Here is a 20,235-nt window from a genome sequence, read left to right as displayed (position 1 = left end):
AGCTCAGGGAACCACTGGTTCGCTGAGCTCGTCGAAGCGCGTCACGTTCCCTTCGACAGGCTCAGGGAACCAGCAGGCTCAGGGAGCCACCCACCCTTCGACAAGCTCGGGGCGCCGGGGTAGGCTCGCGGACAGTGACACGGGGTGCCGCACGAACGCGGCTGAGAACACACCCGTCGAACCTGATCTAGTTCGGACTAGCGAAGGGATGTCGCGATGCAGACGCACGCACCCACGGACCCTGCCCACCTCATCGAGACGAGCGGCGAACTGCTCGATCTCGTGCGATCGACGACGCCGCTGGTGCACTGCATCACGAACGCCGTCGTCACGAACTTCACGGCGAACGCCCTCCTCGCGATCGGTGCGGCTCCGGCCATGGTCGACCTCGTCGGCGAGGCCGGGCCGTTCGCGACGGTCGCGAGCGGCCTGCTCGTGAACCTCGGCACGCCCCAGCCCGAGCAGCGTGCCGCCGCCCGCGAGGCGGTCGCCGCCGCACGCCACGCCGGCACCCCGTGGGTGCTCGACCCGGTCGCGATCGGCGCGCTGCCGATCCGCACGGAGCTCGCCCACGACCTCGCCGAGCTGCGCCCGGCCGCGATCCGCGGCAACGCTTCGGAGATCCTCGCGCTCGCCGGGGTCGGCGGGGGCGGACGCGGCGTCGATGCCGCCGACGAGACGGATGCCGCGGCCGGCCCCGCGGCCGCCCTGGCCCGCCGCACGGGCGCCGTCGTCGCGGTCTCCGGGCCGGTCGACCTCGTGACCGACGGCTCGACGACCGTGCGCCTCGCCAACGGTGATCCGCTGCTCACCCGGGTCACGGGCGGCGGCTGCGCGCTCGGCGCCGTCGTCGCGGCGTTCCTCGGCGCCGCGCGCGGCACGGAGGCCGGAGCCTTCGCAGCGGTGGTCGCCGCGCACCTCGCGTACACGATCGCCGCCGAGCGCGCCGCCGACGGCGCTGCGGGTCCCGGCAGTTTCGCCGTGCGGTTCCTCGACGCGCTCGCCGCGGTCGAGGCATCCGAGCTCCGCGCGCTGGCCCGCGTCTCGGTGGGCGCGCCGCTCGGGGCTGCGGCGTGAGCGCCCGGCGCGCCCTCGACCTCTCGCTCTCCCTCGTGACCGACGCCGCGCTCTGCGGCGAGCGCGGGGTCGTGGCGACGGTCGAGGCGGCCGTCGCGGGCGGCGCGACGATCGTGCAGCTCCGGGACAAGCACGCGGGCGACGAGGAGTTCCTCGTGCTGCTCGGCCGGCTCGCGGCGGTCATCGACGGGCGCGTGCCGCTCATCGTGAACGACCGGCTGGAGCTCGCGCTGCGCGCCCGCGCCGACGGCATCCGGGTCGACGGCGTGCATCTCGGCCAGGGCGACGCGTCCGTGCTGCGCGCCCGGGCGGAGCTCGGCCCGGACGCGATCGTCGGGCTCACCGCGAACACGCCGGCGCACCTCGACGCGGTCGCCGCCCTGCCCGCGGGCACGGTCGACTACCTCGGCGTCGGTGTGCTGCGTCCCACCTCGACGAAGCCGGACCATCCGCCGGCGCTCGGCCTCGCGGGTTTCGCGGGCCTGCAGGCGGCGGCACGGGATGCCTCGGGCGCGCCGGTGCCGTGCGTCGCGATCGGCGGGGTCCGCATGGAGGATGCCGCACCGCTCCGGGCCGTCGGCGCGGCCGGCGTCGCGATCGTGTCGGCGATCTGCGCGGCCCCCGATCCGCGACGGGCGGCGGCCGAGTTCGCCGCAGCCTGGCGCGACGGGGTGGGGCCGCACCCCGCGCACGAGCCGCACGACGGCCGGCGGCCGCGCGTCCCGCGGGTGCTCAGCATCGCGGGCAGCGACCCTTCGGGCGGCGCCGGCATCCAGGCCGACCTGAAGTCGATCGCCGCCGTCGGCGGCTACGACATGGCCGCGATCACGGCGCTCACCGCGCAGAACACGCGCGGCGTGCGCAGCGTGCACGTGCCGCCGGCCGCGTCGCTGCGGGAGCAGCTCGACGCGATCTCCGACGACATCACCGTCGACGCGGTGAAGCTCGGCATGCTCGCGGACGCGGACCTCATCCGCACCGTCGCCGAGTGGCTCGGCCGGGTGCGCCCGCCCCTCGTCGTCCTCGATCCCGTGATGGTGTCGACGAGCGGCGACCGCCTGCTCGACCGGGAAGCCGAGCAGGCGATGCGGGAGCTGCTGCCGCTCGCGGACCTCGTGACGCCGAACCTCGCGGAGCTCGCCGTGCTCGCGGGAGCCGAGGGTCCGGCGGCCGACTGGGCGAGCGCCCTCGAGCAGGCCACCGCCCTGTCCGCTCGGACGGGAGCGCTCGTGCTCGCGAAGGGCGGCCACCTCGGCGGTGCCGAGGCGCCCGACGCGCTCGTCGATGCCCGGGCAGGCGCGGCACTCGCGGAGATCGTCGAGTTCCACGGCGAGCGCATCGACACGACCGCGACGCACGGCACCGGCTGTTCGTTGTCGTCGGCGATCGCGACGCTCCGCGCGCGGCACGGCGAGTGGGCAGCCGCCGTGGCGGAGGCGCGCCGCTGGCTGCGCGAGTCGTTGCGGCACGGGGAGTCACTGGAGGTCGGCGGCGGGCACGGCCCCGTGCACCACTTCGCCGGGCTCTGGTCGCGCGGCGGCCTCGCGACCAGGCCGACGGCTGCGGAGCTCGAGGAGGAGTGGTGGGCGGGCCTCTCGGGAGTTCGCGAGGCGATCGACGAGCTGCCGTTCATCCGTGGGCTCGCCGACGGCAGCCTGCCGCGCGCGGCCTTCGACGAGTACCTCGCGCAGGATGCGCACTATCTGCGCGAGTACGCCCGCGCGCTGGCTGAGGCAGCACGGCTCGCCCCGGATGCCTCGGCGCAGGCGTTCTGGGCCGCGGGCTCGCGCGACTGCCTGACGGGCGAACTGGCGCGGCACGAGCGGGACCTGGGCGGGGCGCGCGCCGACGACGCTCGGTCGGTCGGTGCTGCCGGACCGGCCCCGTTCGAACCGAACCCCGTGAATCTCGGCTACCTCGACCACCTGCTCGCGAGCAGCGCACGCGGCGGCTACCCCGAGCTCGTCGCGGCGGTGCTGCCCTGCTACTGGATCTACGACGATCTCGGTCGACGGCTGCTCGCCGGCGAGCTCGGGCCGGAGCCCGGTTCGCCGGAGCATCCGTACGCGGACTGGCTCGCCATGTACGCGGATCCGTCCTTCGCCGTGTCGACACGGCGTGCGATCGAGCTCGTCACCGGTGTCGCGGCGGCCGCGGCGCCCGAGGTGCGGGAGCGGATGCGTCGGGCGTTCCGCCGCTCGGCGGAGTTCGAGCTGGCGTTCTTCGCGGCCCCGCTCGCGGGGTCCCCGGATGACGTCGCGGCACCCCCAGGATGCGGGACACGCGGGCTTTCTGCCACGATCGGAGCATGACCGACCCGAACACCGCGCCCGCCGGCTGGTACGACGACGGCTCCGGCCGCCTCCGCTACTGGGACGGCGCGAGCTGGACCGAGCACTTCGCCCCGCTGCCCGAGCCCACCCCCGCCGCAGAGACGGCGCCCGAGGCATCCGCTGCGACGACCGAGGTGATCGCGCCGGTCGAGCCCGCCCCGTCGGAGCCTGCCTCGGTGCCGCCGGTCGAGTCGGCTGCCGCGCCGCCGGTCGAGGCGCCGGCCGCGGAGCAGGCGACGGCCGTGTACCCGGTGGAGGCCAACCCGGCATTCCCAGGGGCGCAGCCCGCGTACGGTGCGCAGCCCTACGGCCAGCAGCAGCCCTACGGTCAGCAGCCGTACAGTCAGCAGCCGTACGGTCAGCAGCCGTACGGCGCGCAGCCGGCGTACGGCCAACAGTCCTACGGCGCACCGCAGCCCGCGCCGTACGGGAACTACACGCCCGTCGCCCCGAAGAAGGCGAACGTGCTGGGCCTCGTCGCCCTCGGCGTCGCCGTGCTCGGCGTGATCGGCGTCTGCATCCCGTTCGTCACGATCATCGGCTTCGTGCTGCTCGTGATCGCCTTCGTCCTGTCGATCGTGTCGTTCTTCCTGCAGGGCCAGCAGAAGTGGCCGGGCTTCGTCGCCCTCGGACTGTCGGTGCTCGGCTCGATCATCGCGGGCGTCGTGCTGCTCGTGTCGATCTTCGTGGGTCTGGCGAACAGCGATCCGTACACCTCGGATCCGTCCGACAGCTGGCCCGAGGCGAGCGAGGAGGAGTACGCGCCCTCCGAGCCGCCGGCCGACGCGAGCGGCTTCGGCGAGACCTTCGTGTACGACGACGGCGTCGAGCTGACGGTGTCGGTTCCGGAGCCGTACACCCCGACCGAGCTCGCGGCCGGCGCGACGTACCCCGACAACGTGTTCTTCACCGTCACGGTGAAGAACACCTCGGCTGCCCCGGTCGACGTCTTCGCGTTCGGCGAGCTGGTCTCGGCCGGCGAGTACGGCAGCTCGATCTTCGATTTCGACGGCCCCCAGGGCGAGATCAGCCTGCCGCCGACCGAGACGGTCCAGCCCGGCGCCACCCTGACGTGGACCGAGGCCTGGTCGGTCGCCGACCCGGCCTCGCTGACGTACACGATCTCTCCGGGCTTCGACTACGACGACGCGGTCTTCACGACGGAATAGGCGCGCGAGGGCGCAGGCCGGAACGGGCCGGAACTCCACGAGGAGGTCCGGCCCGTTTCCGGTCTCCGGCCCGGTCGAAGTCGGACGCGCACCGAGCGGGCTCCACACCGGTCGATACGCATCCGGCCTCGCCCGGGACGCGCGCGCGGGAAGGTCGCGCGCGGCCCGGGAGGCCGGTGGGGCGAGGTCGTCATCCCCGCCCCGTGGGCTCAGGCGCCGGCGAGCAGCCCGAGCGAGTCGACGACACGGTTGGAGAAGCCCCACTCGTTGTCGTACCAGGCGACGACCTTCACGTGGCGGCCGTGCACCCGGGTGAGGGCCGCGTCGAAGATCGAGGAGTGCGGGTTGCCCTCGATGTCGCTCGACACGATCGGGTCCTCCGTGTATTCGAGGATGCCGCGCAGCGGCCCCTCGGCGGCGGCGCGGTAGGCGGCCAGCACCTCATCGAGGGTGACGTCCTTCGCGACGGTCGTGTTCAGCTCGACGATGGAGCCGACGGGCACGGGCACCCGGATCGAGTCGCCCTGCAGCTTGCCGTCGAGCCCGGGCAGCACGAGGCCGATGGCCTTCGCGGCGCCGGTCGAGGTCGGCACGATGTTCACCCCGGCGGCGCGGGCGCGTCGCAGATCGCGGTGCGGCCCGTCCTGCAGGTTCTGCTCCTGGGTGTAGGCGTGCACCGTGGTCATGAAGCCGTGCTCGATGCCGGCGAGCTCGTCGAGCACGTGCGCGAGCGGCGCGAGCGCGTTCGTCGTGCACGAGGCGTTCGAGACGATCGTGTGCGAGGCCGGGTCGTAGTCGGTGTGGTTGACGCCGAAGGCGATCGTCGCGTCCGCCCCGTCGGAGGGCGCCGAGACGAGCACGCGCTTCGCGCCGGCTTCGAGGTGGGCGCGGGCGGCGTCGGCGGAGGTGAAGCGGCCGGTCGACTCGAGCACGAGCTCGACGTCCAGCTCGCCCCAGGGCAGCTTCGCGGGCTCGCGCTCGGCGAGCACCCGGATGCGCGCGCCGTCGACGACGAGCGCCTCGCCCTCCACGGAGACCTCGCGGCCGAAGCGGCCGAGGGTGCTGTCGTACTTCAGGAGGTGCGCGAGCGTGGCCGGGGCGGTGAGGTCGTTGATCGCGACGACCTCGAAGTCGGCGCCGCGCTCGACGATCGCGCGCAGCACGTTGCGGCCGATCCGACCGAATCCGTTGATGGCGATGCGAGTGGTCATGCCTCCAGCATCGCCGCGGGATGCCTCGCGCAGTAGTGGCTCGCAAGCCAGTGTCCGAAAGGATCGCGCCAGCCCGGCGCCGGGCCGCACTCGCCCTCCTCACTCGCCGCGCGCGAAGGTCTCCCGATAGCCGCTCGGCGAGGTGCCGAGGATGCGCTGGAAGTGCAGCCGCAGATTCGCCCCCGTGCCGAGCCCCACCTGCGCGGCGACCTGCTCCACTCCGAGCTCGGTGCGTTCGAGCAGTTCGCGAGCGACGTCCACCCGCGCGCGCAGCACCCACTGCATCGGCGTGTACCCGGTGTCCTCGACGAAGCGCCGGGAGAAGGTGCGCGGCGAGACGTTCGCGTTGCGGGCGAGCTCGCCGAGCGTCAGCGGCTCGCCGAGCCGCTCGAGCGCCCACTGCCGGGTCGCGGCGAACACCGGCCCGAGTTCCTCCGGGAGGCTCCGCGGCACGTACTGCGCCTGCCCGCCGCTTCGGTACGGCGCGGCGACGAGCCGCCGGGCGGCATGGTTCGCGACGCCGACGCCGAGGTCGCGGCGCACGAGGTGCAGGCACAGGTCGATGCCGCTCGCCGCTCCCGCCGAGGTGAGCACGCTGCCCTCGTCGACGAAGAGCACGTTCGCGTCGACCCGGACGAGCGGATGCCTCGCCCGCAGCGCCTGCGTGTAGTGCCAGTGCGTCGTCGCCCGGCGCCCGTCGAGCAGCCCCGTCGCGGCGAGCGCGAACGCCCCCGTCGAGATCGCCGCGAGCCGGGCGCCGCGCTCGTGCGCCGCGCGCAGCGCCTCGACGACGACCGCGGGCGGCGGCTCGCGATCGGGATGCCGGTAGCCGGGGATGAACACCGTGTCGGCCCAGTCGAGCGCTTCGAGGCCGTCGGCGACGTGGTACGAGAGCCCGTCGCCGCCCGTCACGAGGCCGGGCGCGGCACCGCAGACGTGCACCTCGTACGGCATGCTCGCCCGGGTCGTGAAGACCTGCGCGGGGATGCCGACGTCGAGGGGCTTCGCGCCCTCGAGCACGAGCACCGCGATCCGGTGCAGGGAAGTGGTCACCTGGCTAGGATGCCACGGACCGCAAGCGGATCGCCGCCGCGTGCGTCAGCGCGCGGCATCCTCCCCGAGCGGCGCGAGCCGCAGCACCGTGTGCTGGTTCTCGAGGCCTTCGACCATCACGAGCGTGCAGGCGAGCACCCGGCCGCGCCACACCTCGGCCGGCTCCAACTCGGCGAGCGGCTCGAAGGGGTAGCGATTGGCGACGAAGCTGTTGCCGCCGTTGCCGCCGATCGAGGCGTGCGCGTGGTTCAGGTACCGGATGCCGGTGTCGAGATCCTGCACCGCGGGCACCGTGTACGCCTGGGACTCGCCGAGCCCGCGGCGCTTGCGCTCCGGGCGGGGATCGGCGAAGCGGGTGAGCTCCACGACATGCCCGACCGGGATGGCCGCCGGATAGTTCAACGCGATGCTGCGCTCCATCGCCTCACCCTATCCGGCACCTCGCGGACGGCCGCGCGACGATCGCGGACTCGCGGAACACCCGGGCGGCCGCCTACGTTCTTCTCTGTGGGCCCGTGCGACCGCGAGCCCGCGAGAACGAAGGAGCGGACCATGACCGACACCGGCGCCATCACCGCCATCCCCGGCACCGAGACCGCGGTGCTCGCCGGCGGCTGCTTCTGGGGCATGCAGGACCTCATCCGCCGACGCCCCGGCGTCGTCAGCACCCGCGTCGGCTACACGGGCGGGCAGAACGACCACGCGACGTACCGCAACCACCCGGGTCACGCCGAGGCGATCGAGATCGTCTACGACCCGACGAAGACGAGCTTCCGCGAGCAGCTGGAGTTCTTCTTCCAGATCCACGACCCGACGACCCTGAACCGGCAGGGCAACGACCTCGGCACGAGCTACCGCTCGGCCATCTTCCCGACGAGCCCCGAGCAGGAGCAGGTCGCCAGGGAGACGATCGCCGATGTGGATGCCTCGGGCCTCTGGCCGGGCGACGCGGTCACGACGATCGAGCCGAGCGGCCCCTTCTGGGAGGCCGAGCCCGAGCACCAGGACTATCTGGAGCGCATCCCCAACGGCTACACCTGCCACTTCGCGCGCCCCGGTTGGGTGCTGCCGAAGCGCGAGCAGGCGAGCGCGGCGGAGTAACCGGCTCAGGCGGTGCGGTCGAGCGCGGCTTCGAGCCGGCCGACCGTGCCGCCGAGGTTCCACTCGGCGCCGAGCTGCTCGAGCCGCTCGCGGGCGGCGGCGTCCAGCGGCCGGAGCTTCGCCGCGTCCGGCTCGAAGCCGAGCGGCAGCTCGCGGCGCACCCGCACCACCTCGGGAGCCACGGCGAGGTAGTCGGCCGCGGCGGCGAGCTTGGCCCGCACCCCCGCCGACATGCCGGGCTCCCCCGCCTCGGCCGCGGCGAGCACCCCGTCGAGCGTGCCGAAGGTCTGCAGCAGGCCCGCGGCGGTCTTCTCCCCCACACCGGCGACGCCCGGCAGCCCGTCCGAGGCATCCCCGCGCAGCGTCGCGAAGTCCGCGTACTGCTGCGGCAGCACCCCGTACTTGCCGACCACCGTCGCCTCGGTGACGAGCTCGAGCTTGCTCATGCCGCGCGCGGTGTTGATGAGCCGCACACCGGCGGCGTCGTCGACGAGCTGGAAGAGGTCCCGGTCGCCCGTGACGATGTCGACCGGCATGGGCGCCCCCGTCGCGAGCGTGCCGATGACGTCGTCCGCCTCCGCCTCCGGCGCGCCGACCACGGCGATGCCGAGCACGTCGAGGAGCTCGCGGATGCGCGGGATCTGCGCGACGAGCCCGGGCGGCGTCTCCTCGACGTCGACCCCGCCCGGCACCGCCTCGACGACGCGGTGCGCCTTGTAGCTCGGGATGCGCTCGACCCGCCACGCCGGCCGCCAGTCGTCGTCCCAACAGGCGACGAGGTGCGTCGCCTCGTAGTCGGTCGTGAGCCGCGCGATCATGTCGCCGAGGCCGCGCACGGCGTTCACCGGCGTGCCGTCGGGCGAGACGATCGAGTCGGGCACGCCGAAGAAGGCGCGGAAGTAGAGCGACGCGGTGTCGAGCAGCATCATGCGGTCGGTCATGCGCCGATCTTGTCACGCCTCGCTACCTTTGACGCATGGAGAAACGACTTCCGCCGGTCCAGCGCTGGGTCTTCTGGCCCGCGGCGGTCGTGATCGTCGCCTTCGTGGCGTTCGCTCTCATGGCGCCCGACGCCGCAGAGACGGTGTTCGGCGCCATCCAGTCCGGCATCGTGAACACCTTCAACTGGTACTACGTGCTCATCGCCGCGTTCTTCGTCGCCGTCAGCCTGTTCTTCGGCTTCAGTCGCTTCGGCGACATCAAGCTCGGCCGCGACGACGACGAGCCGGAGTTCTCCTTCCCGGCGTGGCTCTCGCTGCTGTTCGCGGCCGGCATGGGCATCGGCCTCGTCTTCTACGGGGTGAGCGAGCCGCTCAGCCACTTCGTCTCGCCGCGTCCCGGCGTCACCGGCACACCGGAGCAGCTCGCCCAGGCCGCGCTCAGCCAGACCTACCTGCACTGGGGCATCCACGCGTGGGCGATCTACGTCGTGATCGGGCTCGCGCTCGCGTACGCCATCCATCGGCGCCGCCGGCCGATCTCGATCCGCTGGACGCTCGAGCCGCTCCTCGGCAAGCGCGTCGAGGGCGGCTGGGGGCACGCGATCGACGTCGTCGCCCTCGTCGGCACCCTCTTCGGCGTCGCGACCTCGCTCGGCCTCGGCGTGCTGCAGATCAGCGCGGGCCTGCACGCCGCGGGCTTCGCCGAGCCCGACGAGTTCACCCAGGTGATCATCATCCTCGTGATCTCGGTCTTCGTGCTGTTCTCCGTGCTGTCCGGCGTCACGAAGGGCATGAAGTGGCTGTCGACGGCGAACCTCGTGCTCGCCGGCCTGCTCGTGCTGTACCTCCTGGTGTTCGGGCAGAGCGAGTTCCTGCTGCGCGAGTTCGTGCAGTCCATCGGCAACTACATCCAGAACTTCGTGGGCCTCTCGTTCAACACGAGCGCGTTCCAGGGCGAGGCGGGCGAGCAGTGGCAGGCCTCGTGGACGTCGTTCTACTGGGGCTGGTGGATCTCCTGGGCCCCCTTCGTCGGGATCTTCATCGCGCGCGTGTCGAAGGGCCGCACGGTGCGCGAGTTCGTGATGGGCGTCATCATCGTGCCGACGCTGCTCGGCATCCTGTGGTTCGCGGTGCTCGGCGGATCGGCGCTCGCGATCGAGCTGCAGACCCCGGGGGCGCTCACCCAGCCCGACGGGACGGTCGACGTGCAGGGGGCGCTGTTCCAGCTCCTGGAGTACGTGCCGGGCACGCAGGTGGTGACGATCGGCGTGATCATCCTGATCGCGATCTTCTTCGTCACCTCGGCCGACTCGGGCGCACTCGTGATGGGCATGATCGCGACGGGTGGTCAGCTGAACCCGAAGCGGTGGATCCGCACCTTCTTCACCGCGATCACCGCGTTGCTCGCGATCGCGTTGCTGCTGAGCGGCGGCCTCACTGCGCTGCAGACCGCGGCGATCATCATCGCGCTGCCGTTCAGCATCGTCATGGTGCTGATCTGCTGGTCGACGATCATCGCGTTCCGCCGGGAGCGGCGAGCGTACGAGCGGGCGCAACGCGCCGCCTTCATCGATCGGATCGGCGAGGTCTACGGGCTCGAGGCGGAGCCCGGCGAGGGCGGGCCGGTGGGCGTGCAGCCGCGCTGGGTGCGCTCGCTGCGGCGGCGCTTCGGACTGGCGGATGCCCCGGCGTCCGAGCGCCGCCTCTCGGCGACCGCGCTCGAGGCGGAGCGCCACGACGAGCTCGGCGTGCCTGGAGCGGATGTCGACGAGCTCGTCGATCGCGACGAGCTGTCGGTGCTCGACGATCCGGAGATCCCCGAGCACGGCGAGGACGAGCCGCGGGGCACGCCCCAGTAACGTGGCGGCACGGCGCGCGCAGTAGCGTGGTCGCATGGGCATGACCGCCGTCTTCCGGGCCGCGAAGCGGGCGTCGCTGCTGCAGGTCGCGAAGTCGGCCGTGGCGACGATCGCGGCCTGGCTCGTCGCCGGCTGGATCGTGCAGGGGCAGTTGCCCGTGTTCGCCGCCATCGCGGCGCTGCTCGTCGTGCAACCGAGCGTGAACCAGTCCTTCGCGAAGGCGATCGAACGCAGCATCGGCGTCATCGCCGGCGTCGTGATCGCCTCGGCGCTCGGCCTCGTGTTCGGCTCGGCGAGTTGGGTGGTGCTCGTCGCGATCGTGGTGGCGATGCTCGTGGCGTGGGCGCTGAAGGTGACCCCCGGCACCGGCAACCAGGTCGCGATCAGCGCGATGCTCGTGCTGGCCCTCGGCTCGTCGAGCCCGGAGTACGCGATCGACCGCATCTTCGAGACCCTGATCGGCGCGGCGATCGGCATCGTCGTGAACGCGCTCATCGTGCCGCCGGTGCTCGTCGGCCCGGCGCGACGCGATCTCGCGCTCCTCGGCGGGGAGCTCGCGGCGAGCCTCAGCCGCCTCGCGGCCGCGCTCGAATCGCCGCAGTCGTCGCACGCGATGCAGCAGCTCATGCTGGAGGCCCGGCTCATGCGGCCGATGCGGGATGCCGCGGAGGCCTCCATCGCCGCCGGCGAGGAGTCGCTCACCCTGAACCCGCGGCGCTCGGCGCACCGCGACGAGCTGCGCGAGCTTCGGGCGCTGATCGACAAGCTGAGCCCGATCGTGACGCAGGTGATCGGGATGACCCGGGCGACTCTCGACCACTACGACCCCGCGCTCTCCGAGGAGCCGGCGGTGCAGGCGATCGCGGAGCAGCTGCGCCGGGCCGCCCACGACGTGCGGCTCGCGGTCCATCTCGCCGAGATCGAGCCCGAGCCGGCGCCGATGACGTCGGCGGTGCCTGCGCTCACCGCCCCGCTCGTCGTGACGGCGCCGCGGTCGGGGCACTGGATCCTGATCGGCTCGCTCATGGAGGACCTGCGCCGCATCCACGAGGAGCTCCTCGACGAGGCGTGAGCAGGCTGGTTCGTCTCCGCCTCCGCGCGGCGGACGCGAGCTGCCCCGTTCGCGCGCCGAGGTCTCGCCGGCTCGCGAGCGTAGGCTGATCAGGTGACCGGGGCCGTTCGAACGGCGCGGCGTCGCGACGCGGCGCTCGCGGGCATCGTCGCGATCGGCGCCGGCATCGGTGTCGGCGAGCTCGTCGCTGCGTTCGTGGCCCCGACCGGCGGCCCGATCACCGACGTCGGCGGCCTCGCCGTCGATCTCGCCCCGGCCTGGGCGAAGGATGCCGCGATCGCCCTCTTCGGCACCGCCGACAAGCTCGCGCTCATCGTCGGCATCGCGCTCGTGCTCGCACTGCTCGCCGCCGCAGCGGGCGTGCTCGAGTCGATCCGCCCGCCGATCGGCACGCTGCTCGTCGTCGCGGCAGGCGCCGCCGGCGTCGTCGCGACCGCGACCCGGGCGCAGTTCTCCCCGCTCGACCTCGCGCCTCCCCTCGTCACCGCGGTCGTCGCCATCCTCCTGCTGCGGCAACTCGTGCGCCTCGCGGCACGCGCCGCGCCGGTGGCGCAAGCGGTGCTCACGCCTCGGGACGACTCCGCGGATGCCGAGGCATCCGCCTCCCCTCCGACCGGGCCCGACCGTCGCCGCTTCCTCGCCTGGGCGGCCGGCTCGGCGGCCGTCGGTGTGCTCGCCGGTCTCGGCGGCTGGACCCTCCGCACCGGCGCCAGGGTCGCGAGTGCCGCGCGTGACGCCATCCGCCTGCCCGCGCCGGTGACACCCGCCCCGGCGATCCCGGCCGACGCCGCCTTCGACCTCGACGGGCTCACCTCGCTCATCACGCCGAACGCGGAGTTCTACCGCATCGACACGGCTCTGCAGGTGCCCGTCATCGACCCCGCCGAGTGGCGACTGCGGGTGCACGGCCAGGTCGAGCGCGAAGTGACGCTCGGCTGGGAGGAGCTGCTCGCCCTGCCGCTCGAGGAGCACGCCGTCACGCTCGCCTGCGTCTCGAACGAGGTCGGCGGGTCGCTCATCGGCAACGCGACCTGGCTCGGCTACCCGATCGCCGCGCTGCTCGAGCGCGCCGGCGTCGCAGCCGACGCCGACATGGTGCTCTCCCGCAGCATCGACGGGTTCACCGCGGGCACGCCCCTCGAGGTGCTGCGCGACGGCCGGGCGGCGCTGCTGGCGATCGGCATGAACGGCGAACCGCTGCCCGCCGAGCACGGCTTCCCGGTGCGACTCGTCGTGCCCGGACTGTACGGGTACGTCTCGGCCACGAAGTGGGTGACCGAGCTCGAGGTGACCCGCTTCGATCGGGCGCGGGCGTACTGGACCGACCGCGGCTGGAGCGAACGCGGCCCGGTGAAGCTGTCCAGCCGCATCGATGTGCCGCGCGAGCCCGTTGCGGCCGGCACCGTCGCCGTCGCCGGCGTGGCCTGGTACCAGCACGTCGGCGTCGAGCGGGTCGAGGTGCGCGTCGACGGCGGCGACTGGCAGGAGGCCGAGCTCGCGAGTGCGATCTCGGACGACACCTGGGTGCAGTGGCGGTTCGCCTGGGACGCGACGCCGGGATCCCACGAACTGCAGGTGCGGGCCGTCGGCGCCGACGGCATCGTGCAGACCTCCGAACGTCGCCCGCCCGCCCCCGACGGCGCCACCGGCCTCGACCGCCGCACGGTCGAGGTGCGCTGAGCTCAAACATCGACCTCATTGGGATACCATCTGGAGCATGCGGCATCGCGCCGCTCGGTCGCTCAGGGAGTACTCGATGATCCACAACTTCATCCGTAGCCAACGTCGCCATCGGGGCAGCGCGATTCTGTCGGCAATTGTCGTGATCGTCGCACTCACCGTCAGCAACGTCGCAGCCCCGGCACCGGCATATGCCGCGTCGGCCGGATCGGTGAAAGCAACCTGGCAGGACGCAAAGGGGCGCACGATCACCTTGCGTCACGGGAATTGGAGCGCCAAGACGAACACCGGCTTCGGCTGGGCCAAAGTGGTGGGCAAACATGGGATCGCATCCACCGCCACCTTGAAGTTCATCACGAGGAATCCTGATGGCGGCAAGGCCGAGGGAACTTCACGCGTCTACACCGCCTATGCGAACAAGACGGTGTGCAGCAATGGGAAATGCCGGCTGCTCGAGAGCCGCCAGGTCAAGCTGGTGCACCACAATGGATACGTCAACATCTACTACGGCGCGAGCGTTAAAGGGACGTTGGGTGTGCAGACTGCCTACTGTGTGAACCCGGATCGATCTGCAAAGTGTCCGCCTTGGGTGGATCGCGCACTGAACGGACGCGCACTGTCATCCGCTTCCGAAACCGTGGAGTGGTCGTATGCGCCTCGACGATGAGCGCCTCGCGGCGGCAGTACTCGAACGAGTCATTCGCGCAGCATCGCCGGATCTCGTCTGGGAGGCCGCGACCGCTTCGAAGGGCAGCATCCGCATCGTCTATCGGTCTGCTGCGGAGGCACCGCTCATCGGTCGGACGTTCGACCTGGCGCGCCTTCGAACTCAGTTCGACCCGAGCACGCCCGCGGCGCTCGCTCAGGTGATTCTCGACGAACTCCGCGACCCGACCGATCCTGGACCGCTGCACGAGCCGGAGTACGACGCGGCGCTCGTCCCGGGAAAGGGCCCGGTGGGCTGGTGGCCGAGCCCCTAGGCCCGATCGACTTCAGGCAAGCAGCTCGCGGACGGCGAGCCCCCACTCGAAGCCGCACTCGCGGCAGTCGAAGATGGGGGCGTCGTCGAAGGTGAAACCGTCGAGACCGGTGTCGGGGTTGGCGGCGGCCTCGACCTCGAGGTCGAGCGGGCCGTAGAGGATCACGTGCACCGCGTGCGAGTCGCACCGCGGGCAGCGCTCGTCGACGGCCCGGGCGGGCGCGGGGCCGGCGGCGGGGTCTGATTCGAGGCTCATCGTGCGGTTCGTCATGGCCCACACGGTACGCCGGCCCTCCGACATCCCCCGGATCGGGGCGGCGCGTCGCCACCGGAGTCCCTAGGCTGGCAGCGTGCCCGCATCGACGCCCGCTCCCGCCGCCGGCTCGCCGACCCCGGAGTCGCCGACGAGCCGCATCCTCCGCGCGAGCTTCGCGACCGAGGAAGCTGTCTACGGCGTCATCCTCGTCGCCGGTCTGATCGCCGTCTCCGGAGTGCACGGGGCCACCTCCTTCACCGTCTTCGCGACGGTGATGATCACGGTCGTGGTGTTCTGGCTCGCCCACCTCTATGCCGGCACGGTCGCCGGGCACGGCCTGGCCCACGATCGCATCGTCGGCATCAGGGAGTCGTTCCGCGCGGCGTTCCGCCGCTCGCTCGGCCTGCTGCTGTCCGCCCTCATCCCGTCGAGCATCCTGCTGCTCGGCACCGCCCGCGTCATCGACGACCGGGCCACCATCTGGGTCGCCCTGTGGACCTGCGTCGCGGTGCTCGCCGTCCTCGGCTTCATCGCGTTCCAGCGCCGCGGCGCCCCGTGGCCGATCCGGGTGCTCGGCTCGCTCACCACCGCCGCTTTCGGCATCGCGATCATCGTCGCGAAAGCCCTCATCCACTGACATGGAACGGACGAACGACCCCATGCCCGACGCGCCTCACGGCTTCGACTTCTTCCGCGCCGGCGAGCTCCCCGCCCCGAACTTACCCGCAGCCGAGGTCGCGGCCATCGCGCGCGAGCACTGGGACCTCGAGCTCGTACTCGAGCCGCTCGGCAGCCAGCAGGACCAGAACTTCCTCGCCCGTTCCGCGAGCGCGACCCGCGGAACAGGCGGAGCGGATGCCTCGGCCGCCCCCCCGATCGGCGTCGTGAAGATCACCAACCCCGCCTTCGGCGCGGACGAGCTCGCCGCCCAGGCCGCCGCCGCCGCCCGGATCGCCGAGGCATCCCCCGCCCTCCGGATCGCGACGACGCTCCGTGACGCGGACGGCGCCCCACTGCACGTGCGCGCCGAGACGAGCGAGGGCGGGCTCGACCTCCGCCTGCTGCGTTTCCTCGACGGCGGCACCCTCACGGGCGACGCGTACCTCTCCCCCACGGTCGTCGCCGCGCTGGGCGAGCTCGCCGCGAGCTCGGTGCTCGCCCTCGCGGACTTCGACCATCCCGGGCTCGACCGGGTGCTGCAGTGGGACCCGCGGGTCGCCGACCGCGTCGTCGCACTTCTCGCCGGCCACCACCCGGATGCCTCGCGGCGCACCCTCGTCGAGGCCGCGACGGCCGAGGCGTGGGCGGCGCTCGCCCCGCTCGCCGACGCCCTGCCGCTCCAGGCCGTGCACCTCGACCTCACCGACGACAACGTCGTCTGCACGACCGAACGCGGCATCCGCCGCCCCGACGGCATGATCGACTTCGGCGATGTGACCCGCAGCTGGACGGTCGCCGAACTGGCGATCACGATCTCCTCGGTACTGCACCACGACGGCGCGGAGCCCGTGTCGGTGCTGCCCGCGGTGCGGGCGTTCCACGCGCGCCGCCCGCTCAGCGAGGCCGAGATCGCCGCGATCTGGCCGATCGTGGTGCTGCGGGCCGCCGTGCTCGTCGTGAGCGGCGAGCACCAGGTGCAGCTCGACGGCGGCGAGAACGCCTACGCGGCCGCGGGCATCGCCCGGGAGTGGCGCATCTTCGAGCGGGCGACGTCCGTGCCGATCGAGGTGATGACGGCGGTCCTCGCGGACGCCCTCACCGACGCGCCCGGCGACGCACGTGACGACGAGGCATCCGCGCCCGCCGCTGCGGAGCGCCCCGGCGTCGTCAGACTCGACGTCTCGGTCTCCGCCGACGCCGTCGACGGGGGCGCCTGGCTCGATGGCGCCGAGCTGGAGGAACGACTCGCGGCCGAGGCGCTCGACGCCGGGGCATCCGCCGCCTGGCTGCCGCGCGCCCGGCCCCGGCTGACCGCGAGCACCCGGCTGGCGGCCGAGTCCGCCGCGACGATCCCGCTCGGCGTCGACGTCTGGTTCGCCGAGCCGACCCGCATCGAGGCATCCGAGCACCTCCTCCTCGAGGGTGCGCTGCAGGAGGCCGACGGCGAGTGGATCGCACCCGCGCGCACCCGCGTCCGCGCCCGCCTCGGCCGACCCGACGCCCCCCACCTCGTGCGCCCCGAGTACGCGGCGGGCTGGCTCGCCGTCACCGACGACCCGGCGCCGATGCTCGGCCTCGCCGTGCCGGAGCCGACGCCCCCGGCGCCCGGCGCGAGCACCGCCCCGTCGCTGCTCGCCCGTCGCGACGCCTCGTTCGCCGAGGTGCAGGAGCACTACTACGACGCACCGCCACAGATCGAGCGGGGCTGGCGCGAGCACCTGATCGGCACCGACGGCCGGGTGTACCTCGACATGGTGAACAACGTCACGCCGCTCGGGCACGGGCACCCGGGCGTCGCCGAGGCCGTCGGCCGGCAGCTGCGCCGGCTGAACACGAACTCGCGCTTCCACTACGCCGCCGTCGTGGAGTTCTCCGAGCGGCTGGCCGCCCTGCTGCCCGAGCCCCTCGACACCGTGTTCCTCGTGAACTCGGGATCCGAGGCCGCCGATCTCGCCATCCGCGTCGCCCTCGCCGCGACCGGACGGCGCGACGTCGTCAGCGTGCTCGAGTCGTACCACGGCTGGACGTACGGCTCCGACGCGGTCTCGACCTCGATCGCCGACAACCCGAACGCGCTCGCCACCCGCCCCGACTGGGTGCACCCGATCGAAGCGCCGAACCCGTACCGCGGCCGGTACCGCGGGGCCGAGGCCGCGCGCTACGCCCCGGAGGCGGCCGCCGCGATCCGCGAACTCGCCGCCTCGGGCCGCCCTCCGGCCGCCTTCATCGCCGAGACCTTCACGGGCAACGCCGGCGGCATCCCCCTGCCCGACGGCTACCTCGCCGAGGTCTACGCCGCCGTGCGCGCCGAGGGCGGACTCGCCGTCGCCGACGAGGTGCAGGCCGGCTACGGCCGGCTCGGCGAGTGGTTCTGGGGCTTCGAGCAGCAGGGCGTCGTGCCCGACGTGGTCGCCGTCGCGAAGGCCATGGGCAACGGCTACCCGCTCGGCGCGGTCATCACGAGCCGCGAGATCGCCGCACGGTTCCGCACCCAGGGCTACTTCTTCAGCTCCACCGGGGGCAGCCCGGCGTCGTCGGTCGCCGGCCTCGCCGTGCTCGACGGGTATGCGGAGGAGGGGCTGCAGCAGCACGCGAGCGAGACCGGCGCGTACCTGAAGGGCCTCCTCGAGGAGCTGCAGACCAGGCATCCGCTCATCGGCACCGTGCACGGGCTCGGGCTGTACCTCGGCGTGGAATTCGTGCGAGACCGCGAGACGCTCGAACCCGCGACCGAGGAGACGGCGGCGATCTGCGAGCGCCTGCTCGAGCTCGGCATCGTCATGCAGCCGACCGGCGATCACCAGAACGTGCTGAAGACGAAGCCGCCGCTCGTCGTCACCAGGGAGAGCTGCGACTTCTTCGTCGCGATGCTCGACCGGGTGCTCTCGGAGGGTTGGTGACGCGCCGCGACGCGGCCCGCACCGCGGCATCCCTAGACTGAGCCCGTGCTGCCCCTCGTCGTCTCCGTCGCGCTCGTGCCGGCGATCGTCATCCTGGCGTTCGGCATCGCGGTGCGGCTGGTCTCCCGGCAGCCGGCGGTCTCGCCCGTCGTGCAGTACCTGCCCGACCGCTCGTCGACGGTGCTCCGCGACGCGCTGCTCGCCGACGCCGACCGCCGGGCGGTGCCAGCGGCGCTCGTCGACCTGGCGGTGCGTCGGAAGATCCGGCTGGTCACGGATGCCTCGGCCGGCGACCGTGCCCCGATCGGCGTCGTCATCGTGGCGGGTGCCCGCTTCACCTCCGAGGAGTACGCCGTGCTCGAGGCCCTCGTCGGCCCCGACCACGTGCCCGGACGGCTGCGGCGCTTCTCCGCCGACCGGCGGGCCCTGGGCCTCCGGATCAAAGCGCTGCTCCGCTTCACCGAGGACTTGCTCGCCCGCGAAGGCCTCGTCGCCACCCGCCGCATCAGCTGGCCGGGCACGACGCTCACGGTGCTCGCCTACCTCGGCATGCTCTCCGAGGCGGTGCTCATCGTCTTCGCCCTGGTCGCGAACGACTGGCTCGCCCTCGGGGTGACGCTCGTCGCGACCGCCGCCACGATCCTGACGGTGATCATCACCCCGGCGTCGTGGCGCAAGTACCTGCCGACGGCCCGGCCGAAGCGCGAGCACCTGGACGGGCTGCGCCAGTACCTCCAGCTCGCGGAGGCCGATCGCCTGCGCGCACTGCAATCGCCGCGCGGGGCGCAGCTCGTGCCCGAGACCGTCGATGCCGAAGCGGCGTCCTCGGCGGGCGCCGGCGGGCCGACCGAGCCGGGCACGGACGCCCTCGCCCGCTTCCATCTGCACGAGCGACTGCTGCCGTACGCGGTCGTGTTCGGGGTCGAGCGCGAGTGGGCCGCGAAGCTGAAGCTCGAGGCGGCCACGGCGGCGAGCACCTCCAACGCCGAGACGCTGGCGGGGCTCGTCGAGCTCACCGCCGAGCTCGCGCTGCTCATCGAGCTCGCGGGCGGCGCCGTCGAGCTCGCGGCCTCCCTCGGTGAGCTGAGCGACGCCGCCGGGAACGTGATCGAGGGCGCGGGCGCGTTCTTCGACGCGTTGAATCCCTGACCCCCCGCGAACCCCGACCTCGCCGCGAAAGGACCCCGAGATGACCGAGTCCCAGACGACCGAGCCGCAGGAGCCGCCGATCGCCGAGCGCGAGCTGCGGATCGATGTCGAGGGTTCCCCCGTCTCGGCGGTCGCCACCCGGCCCGAGGGGGCGCTCGCCACCGTCGTCGTCGCGCACGGCGCCGGCGCCGGCATGACGCATCCGTTCCTGTCGGGGTTCACGCGCGCGCTCACCCGGCTCGGCTTCGCGACCCTGCGCTTCAACTTCCCGTACGTCGAGGCCGGACGGCGGATGCCGGGCCGCCCCGCCGCTGCGATCGCGGCCTGGCGCGCCGCGGTCGAGACGGCACGGTCGCTCGCCGCCGAAGCGGGCGCAGCGGAGGAGCCGATCTGGGCGGCGGGCAAATCGTACGGCGGCCGAATGGCCTCGATGGCGGTGGCCGGGGGGATGGCGGTCGACGGTCTCGTGTACCTCGGGTACCCGCTGCACGCCCCGGGTAAGGCGGGGCAGCTCCGCGACGCGCACCTGTACGGGGTGACGACCCCGATGCTGTTCCTGCAGGGCACGAACGACCCCTTCGCGACGCCCAACTCGGAGCTCGACGAGGTCGTCTCCCGCATCGGGCCGACGGCCACGCTCGAGTGGGTCGAGGGCGGCGGCCACTCCTTCGAGGTGAAGGGCAGGAAGCGCCCGCCCGCCGAGATCGCCGCGGCGCTCGCGCCGCTCGTCGCCGACTTCATCCGCCCCAGCCGCCCCTGACTCGCCCGCCCGGCTGGCCCCCGCCCGCCCGGCTG

Annotated in this window: 18 protein-coding genes and 1 riboswitch; of the genes, 13 read left to right on the top strand and 5 right to left on the bottom strand. The window is 73.0% G+C overall.

Annotation, left to right across the window (positions count from 1 at the left end):
* The first annotated feature begins 130 nt into the window (after positions 1-130).
* Positions 131-226: riboswitch (TPP riboswitch) on the top strand.
* The 3 genes from thiM (at position 217) to M3147_RS19340 (ending at position 4,579) form a co-directional block, all read left to right on the top strand.
* A complete protein-coding gene (thiM, locus tag M3147_RS11865) occupies positions 217-1,077 on the top strand; it encodes a hydroxyethylthiazole kinase (protein ID WP_251203681.1) in 861 nt (286 codons plus the stop codon). (Overlaps the previous riboswitch by 10 nt.)
* Positions 1,074-3,389, top strand: coding sequence for a bifunctional hydroxymethylpyrimidine kinase/phosphomethylpyrimidine kinase (locus tag M3147_RS11860; protein ID WP_251203680.1), 2,316 nt, complete (start codon positions 1,074-1,076; stop codon positions 3,387-3,389). Before thiM ends, M3147_RS11860 begins: the two co-directional genes overlap by 4 nt.
* Positions 3,386-4,579 (top strand): DUF2510 domain-containing protein, encoded by a 1,194-nt coding sequence (locus M3147_RS19340; RefSeq protein ID WP_285873819.1) that lies wholly within the window; start codon positions 3,386-3,388, stop codon positions 4,577-4,579. Before M3147_RS11860 ends, M3147_RS19340 begins: the two co-directional genes overlap by 4 nt.
* Positions 4,580-4,788: 209 nt before the next feature.
* Here M3147_RS19340 and gap read toward each other — a convergent pair whose 3' ends face one another.
* The 3 genes from gap to M3147_RS11840 all read right to left on the bottom strand — a co-directional run bounded on the left by gap (position 4,789) and on the right by M3147_RS11840 (position 7,263).
* Positions 4,789-5,790 (bottom strand): type I glyceraldehyde-3-phosphate dehydrogenase, encoded by a 1,002-nt coding sequence (gene gap / locus M3147_RS11850; protein ID WP_251203679.1) that lies wholly within the window; start codon positions 5,788-5,790, stop codon positions 4,789-4,791.
* A gap of 99 nt (positions 5,791-5,889) precedes the next feature.
* Entirely contained in the window at positions 5,890-6,831 is a 942-nt protein-coding gene (locus tag M3147_RS11845) for a DJ-1/PfpI family protein (protein ID WP_285873829.1), read from the bottom strand.
* A gap of 57 nt (positions 6,832-6,888) precedes the next feature.
* Positions 6,889-7,263, bottom strand: a complete 375-nt coding sequence (locus M3147_RS11840; RefSeq protein WP_251203677.1) for a hypothetical protein — start codon at positions 7,261-7,263, stop codon at positions 6,889-6,891.
* 132 nt (positions 7,264-7,395) lie between these two features.
* Between M3147_RS11840 and msrA the strand changes: the two genes are divergently transcribed.
* Entirely contained in the window at positions 7,396-7,944 is a 549-nt protein-coding gene (gene msrA, locus M3147_RS11835; protein ID WP_251203676.1) for a peptide-methionine (S)-S-oxide reductase MsrA, read from the top strand.
* A gap of 5 nt (positions 7,945-7,949) precedes the next feature.
* On the opposite strand, the gene M3147_RS11830 is transcribed toward msrA, so the two are convergent.
* Positions 7,950-8,885, bottom strand: a complete 936-nt coding sequence (locus tag M3147_RS11830) for a 5'-3' exonuclease (protein ID WP_251203675.1) — start codon at positions 8,883-8,885, stop codon at positions 7,950-7,952.
* Positions 8,886-8,920: 35 nt separating this feature from the next.
* Here M3147_RS11830 and M3147_RS11825 point away from each other — a divergent pair, with 35 nt between their 5' ends.
* The 5 genes from M3147_RS11825 to M3147_RS11805 all read left to right on the top strand — a co-directional run bounded on the left by M3147_RS11825 (position 8,921) and on the right by M3147_RS11805 (position 14,476).
* The gene (locus M3147_RS11825) at positions 8,921-10,744 is read left to right on the top strand and encodes a BCCT family transporter (protein WP_251203674.1); all 1,824 of its coding nucleotides are present in this window, start codon (positions 8,921-8,923) and stop codon (positions 10,742-10,744) included.
* Positions 10,745-10,778: 34 nt separating this feature from the next.
* Positions 10,779-11,816: an FUSC family protein gene (locus M3147_RS11820; protein WP_251203673.1), complete on the top strand. Its 1,038-nt coding sequence runs from the start codon at positions 10,779-10,781 to the stop codon at positions 11,814-11,816.
* Positions 11,817-11,909: 93 nt separating this feature from the next.
* Positions 11,910-13,496 (top strand): molybdopterin-dependent oxidoreductase, encoded by a 1,587-nt coding sequence (locus tag M3147_RS11815; RefSeq protein WP_251203672.1) that lies wholly within the window; start codon positions 11,910-11,912, stop codon positions 13,494-13,496.
* A 76-nt stretch (positions 13,497-13,572) separates the two neighbouring features.
* Positions 13,573-14,163, top strand: coding sequence for a hypothetical protein (locus tag M3147_RS11810; RefSeq protein ID WP_251203671.1), 591 nt, complete (start codon positions 13,573-13,575; stop codon positions 14,161-14,163).
* Positions 14,147-14,476 carry a hypothetical protein gene (locus M3147_RS11805; RefSeq protein WP_251203670.1) on the top strand — a complete coding sequence of 110 codons (330 nt, stop codon included), beginning with the start codon at positions 14,147-14,149 and terminating at the stop codon, positions 14,474-14,476. Before M3147_RS11810 ends, M3147_RS11805 begins: the two co-directional genes overlap by 17 nt.
* 12 nt (positions 14,477-14,488) lie before the next feature.
* Here M3147_RS11805 and M3147_RS11800 read toward each other — a convergent pair whose 3' ends face one another.
* Positions 14,489-14,746, bottom strand: coding sequence for a hypothetical protein (locus M3147_RS11800; protein WP_251203669.1), 258 nt, complete (start codon positions 14,744-14,746; stop codon positions 14,489-14,491).
* Between the two features lie 79 nt (positions 14,747-14,825).
* On the opposite strand from M3147_RS11800, the gene M3147_RS11795 reads away from it, so the two are divergent.
* From M3147_RS11795 to M3147_RS11780, 4 genes are read left to right on the top strand one after another with little or no spacing between them, the layout of a single operon-like run.
* Entirely contained in the window at positions 14,826-15,368 is a 543-nt protein-coding gene (locus M3147_RS11795) for a hypothetical protein (protein WP_251203668.1), read from the top strand.
* A gap of 22 nt (positions 15,369-15,390) precedes the next feature.
* On the top strand, positions 15,391-18,291 hold the full coding sequence (locus M3147_RS11790) for an aminotransferase class III-fold pyridoxal phosphate-dependent enzyme (RefSeq protein ID WP_251203667.1): 2,901 nt from the start codon (positions 15,391-15,393) through the stop codon (positions 18,289-18,291).
* 45 nt (positions 18,292-18,336) lie between these two features.
* A complete protein-coding gene (locus M3147_RS11785; protein ID WP_251203666.1) occupies positions 18,337-19,440 on the top strand; it encodes a DUF2207 domain-containing protein in 1,104 nt (367 codons plus the stop codon).
* A gap of 40 nt (positions 19,441-19,480) precedes the next feature.
* Positions 19,481-20,200, top strand: coding sequence for an alpha/beta hydrolase family protein (locus M3147_RS11780; protein WP_251203665.1), 720 nt, complete (start codon positions 19,481-19,483; stop codon positions 20,198-20,200).
* The last annotated feature ends 35 nt before the right edge of the window (positions 20,201-20,235 follow it).

Origin of the sequence: Agromyces mediolanus, from assembly GCF_023715325.1 — a bacterium.
Classification (GTDB): Bacteria; Actinomycetota; Actinomycetes; order Actinomycetales; family Microbacteriaceae; genus Agromyces; species Agromyces mediolanus_A.
This window is presented reverse-complemented; position numbering and strand designations above follow the sequence as displayed.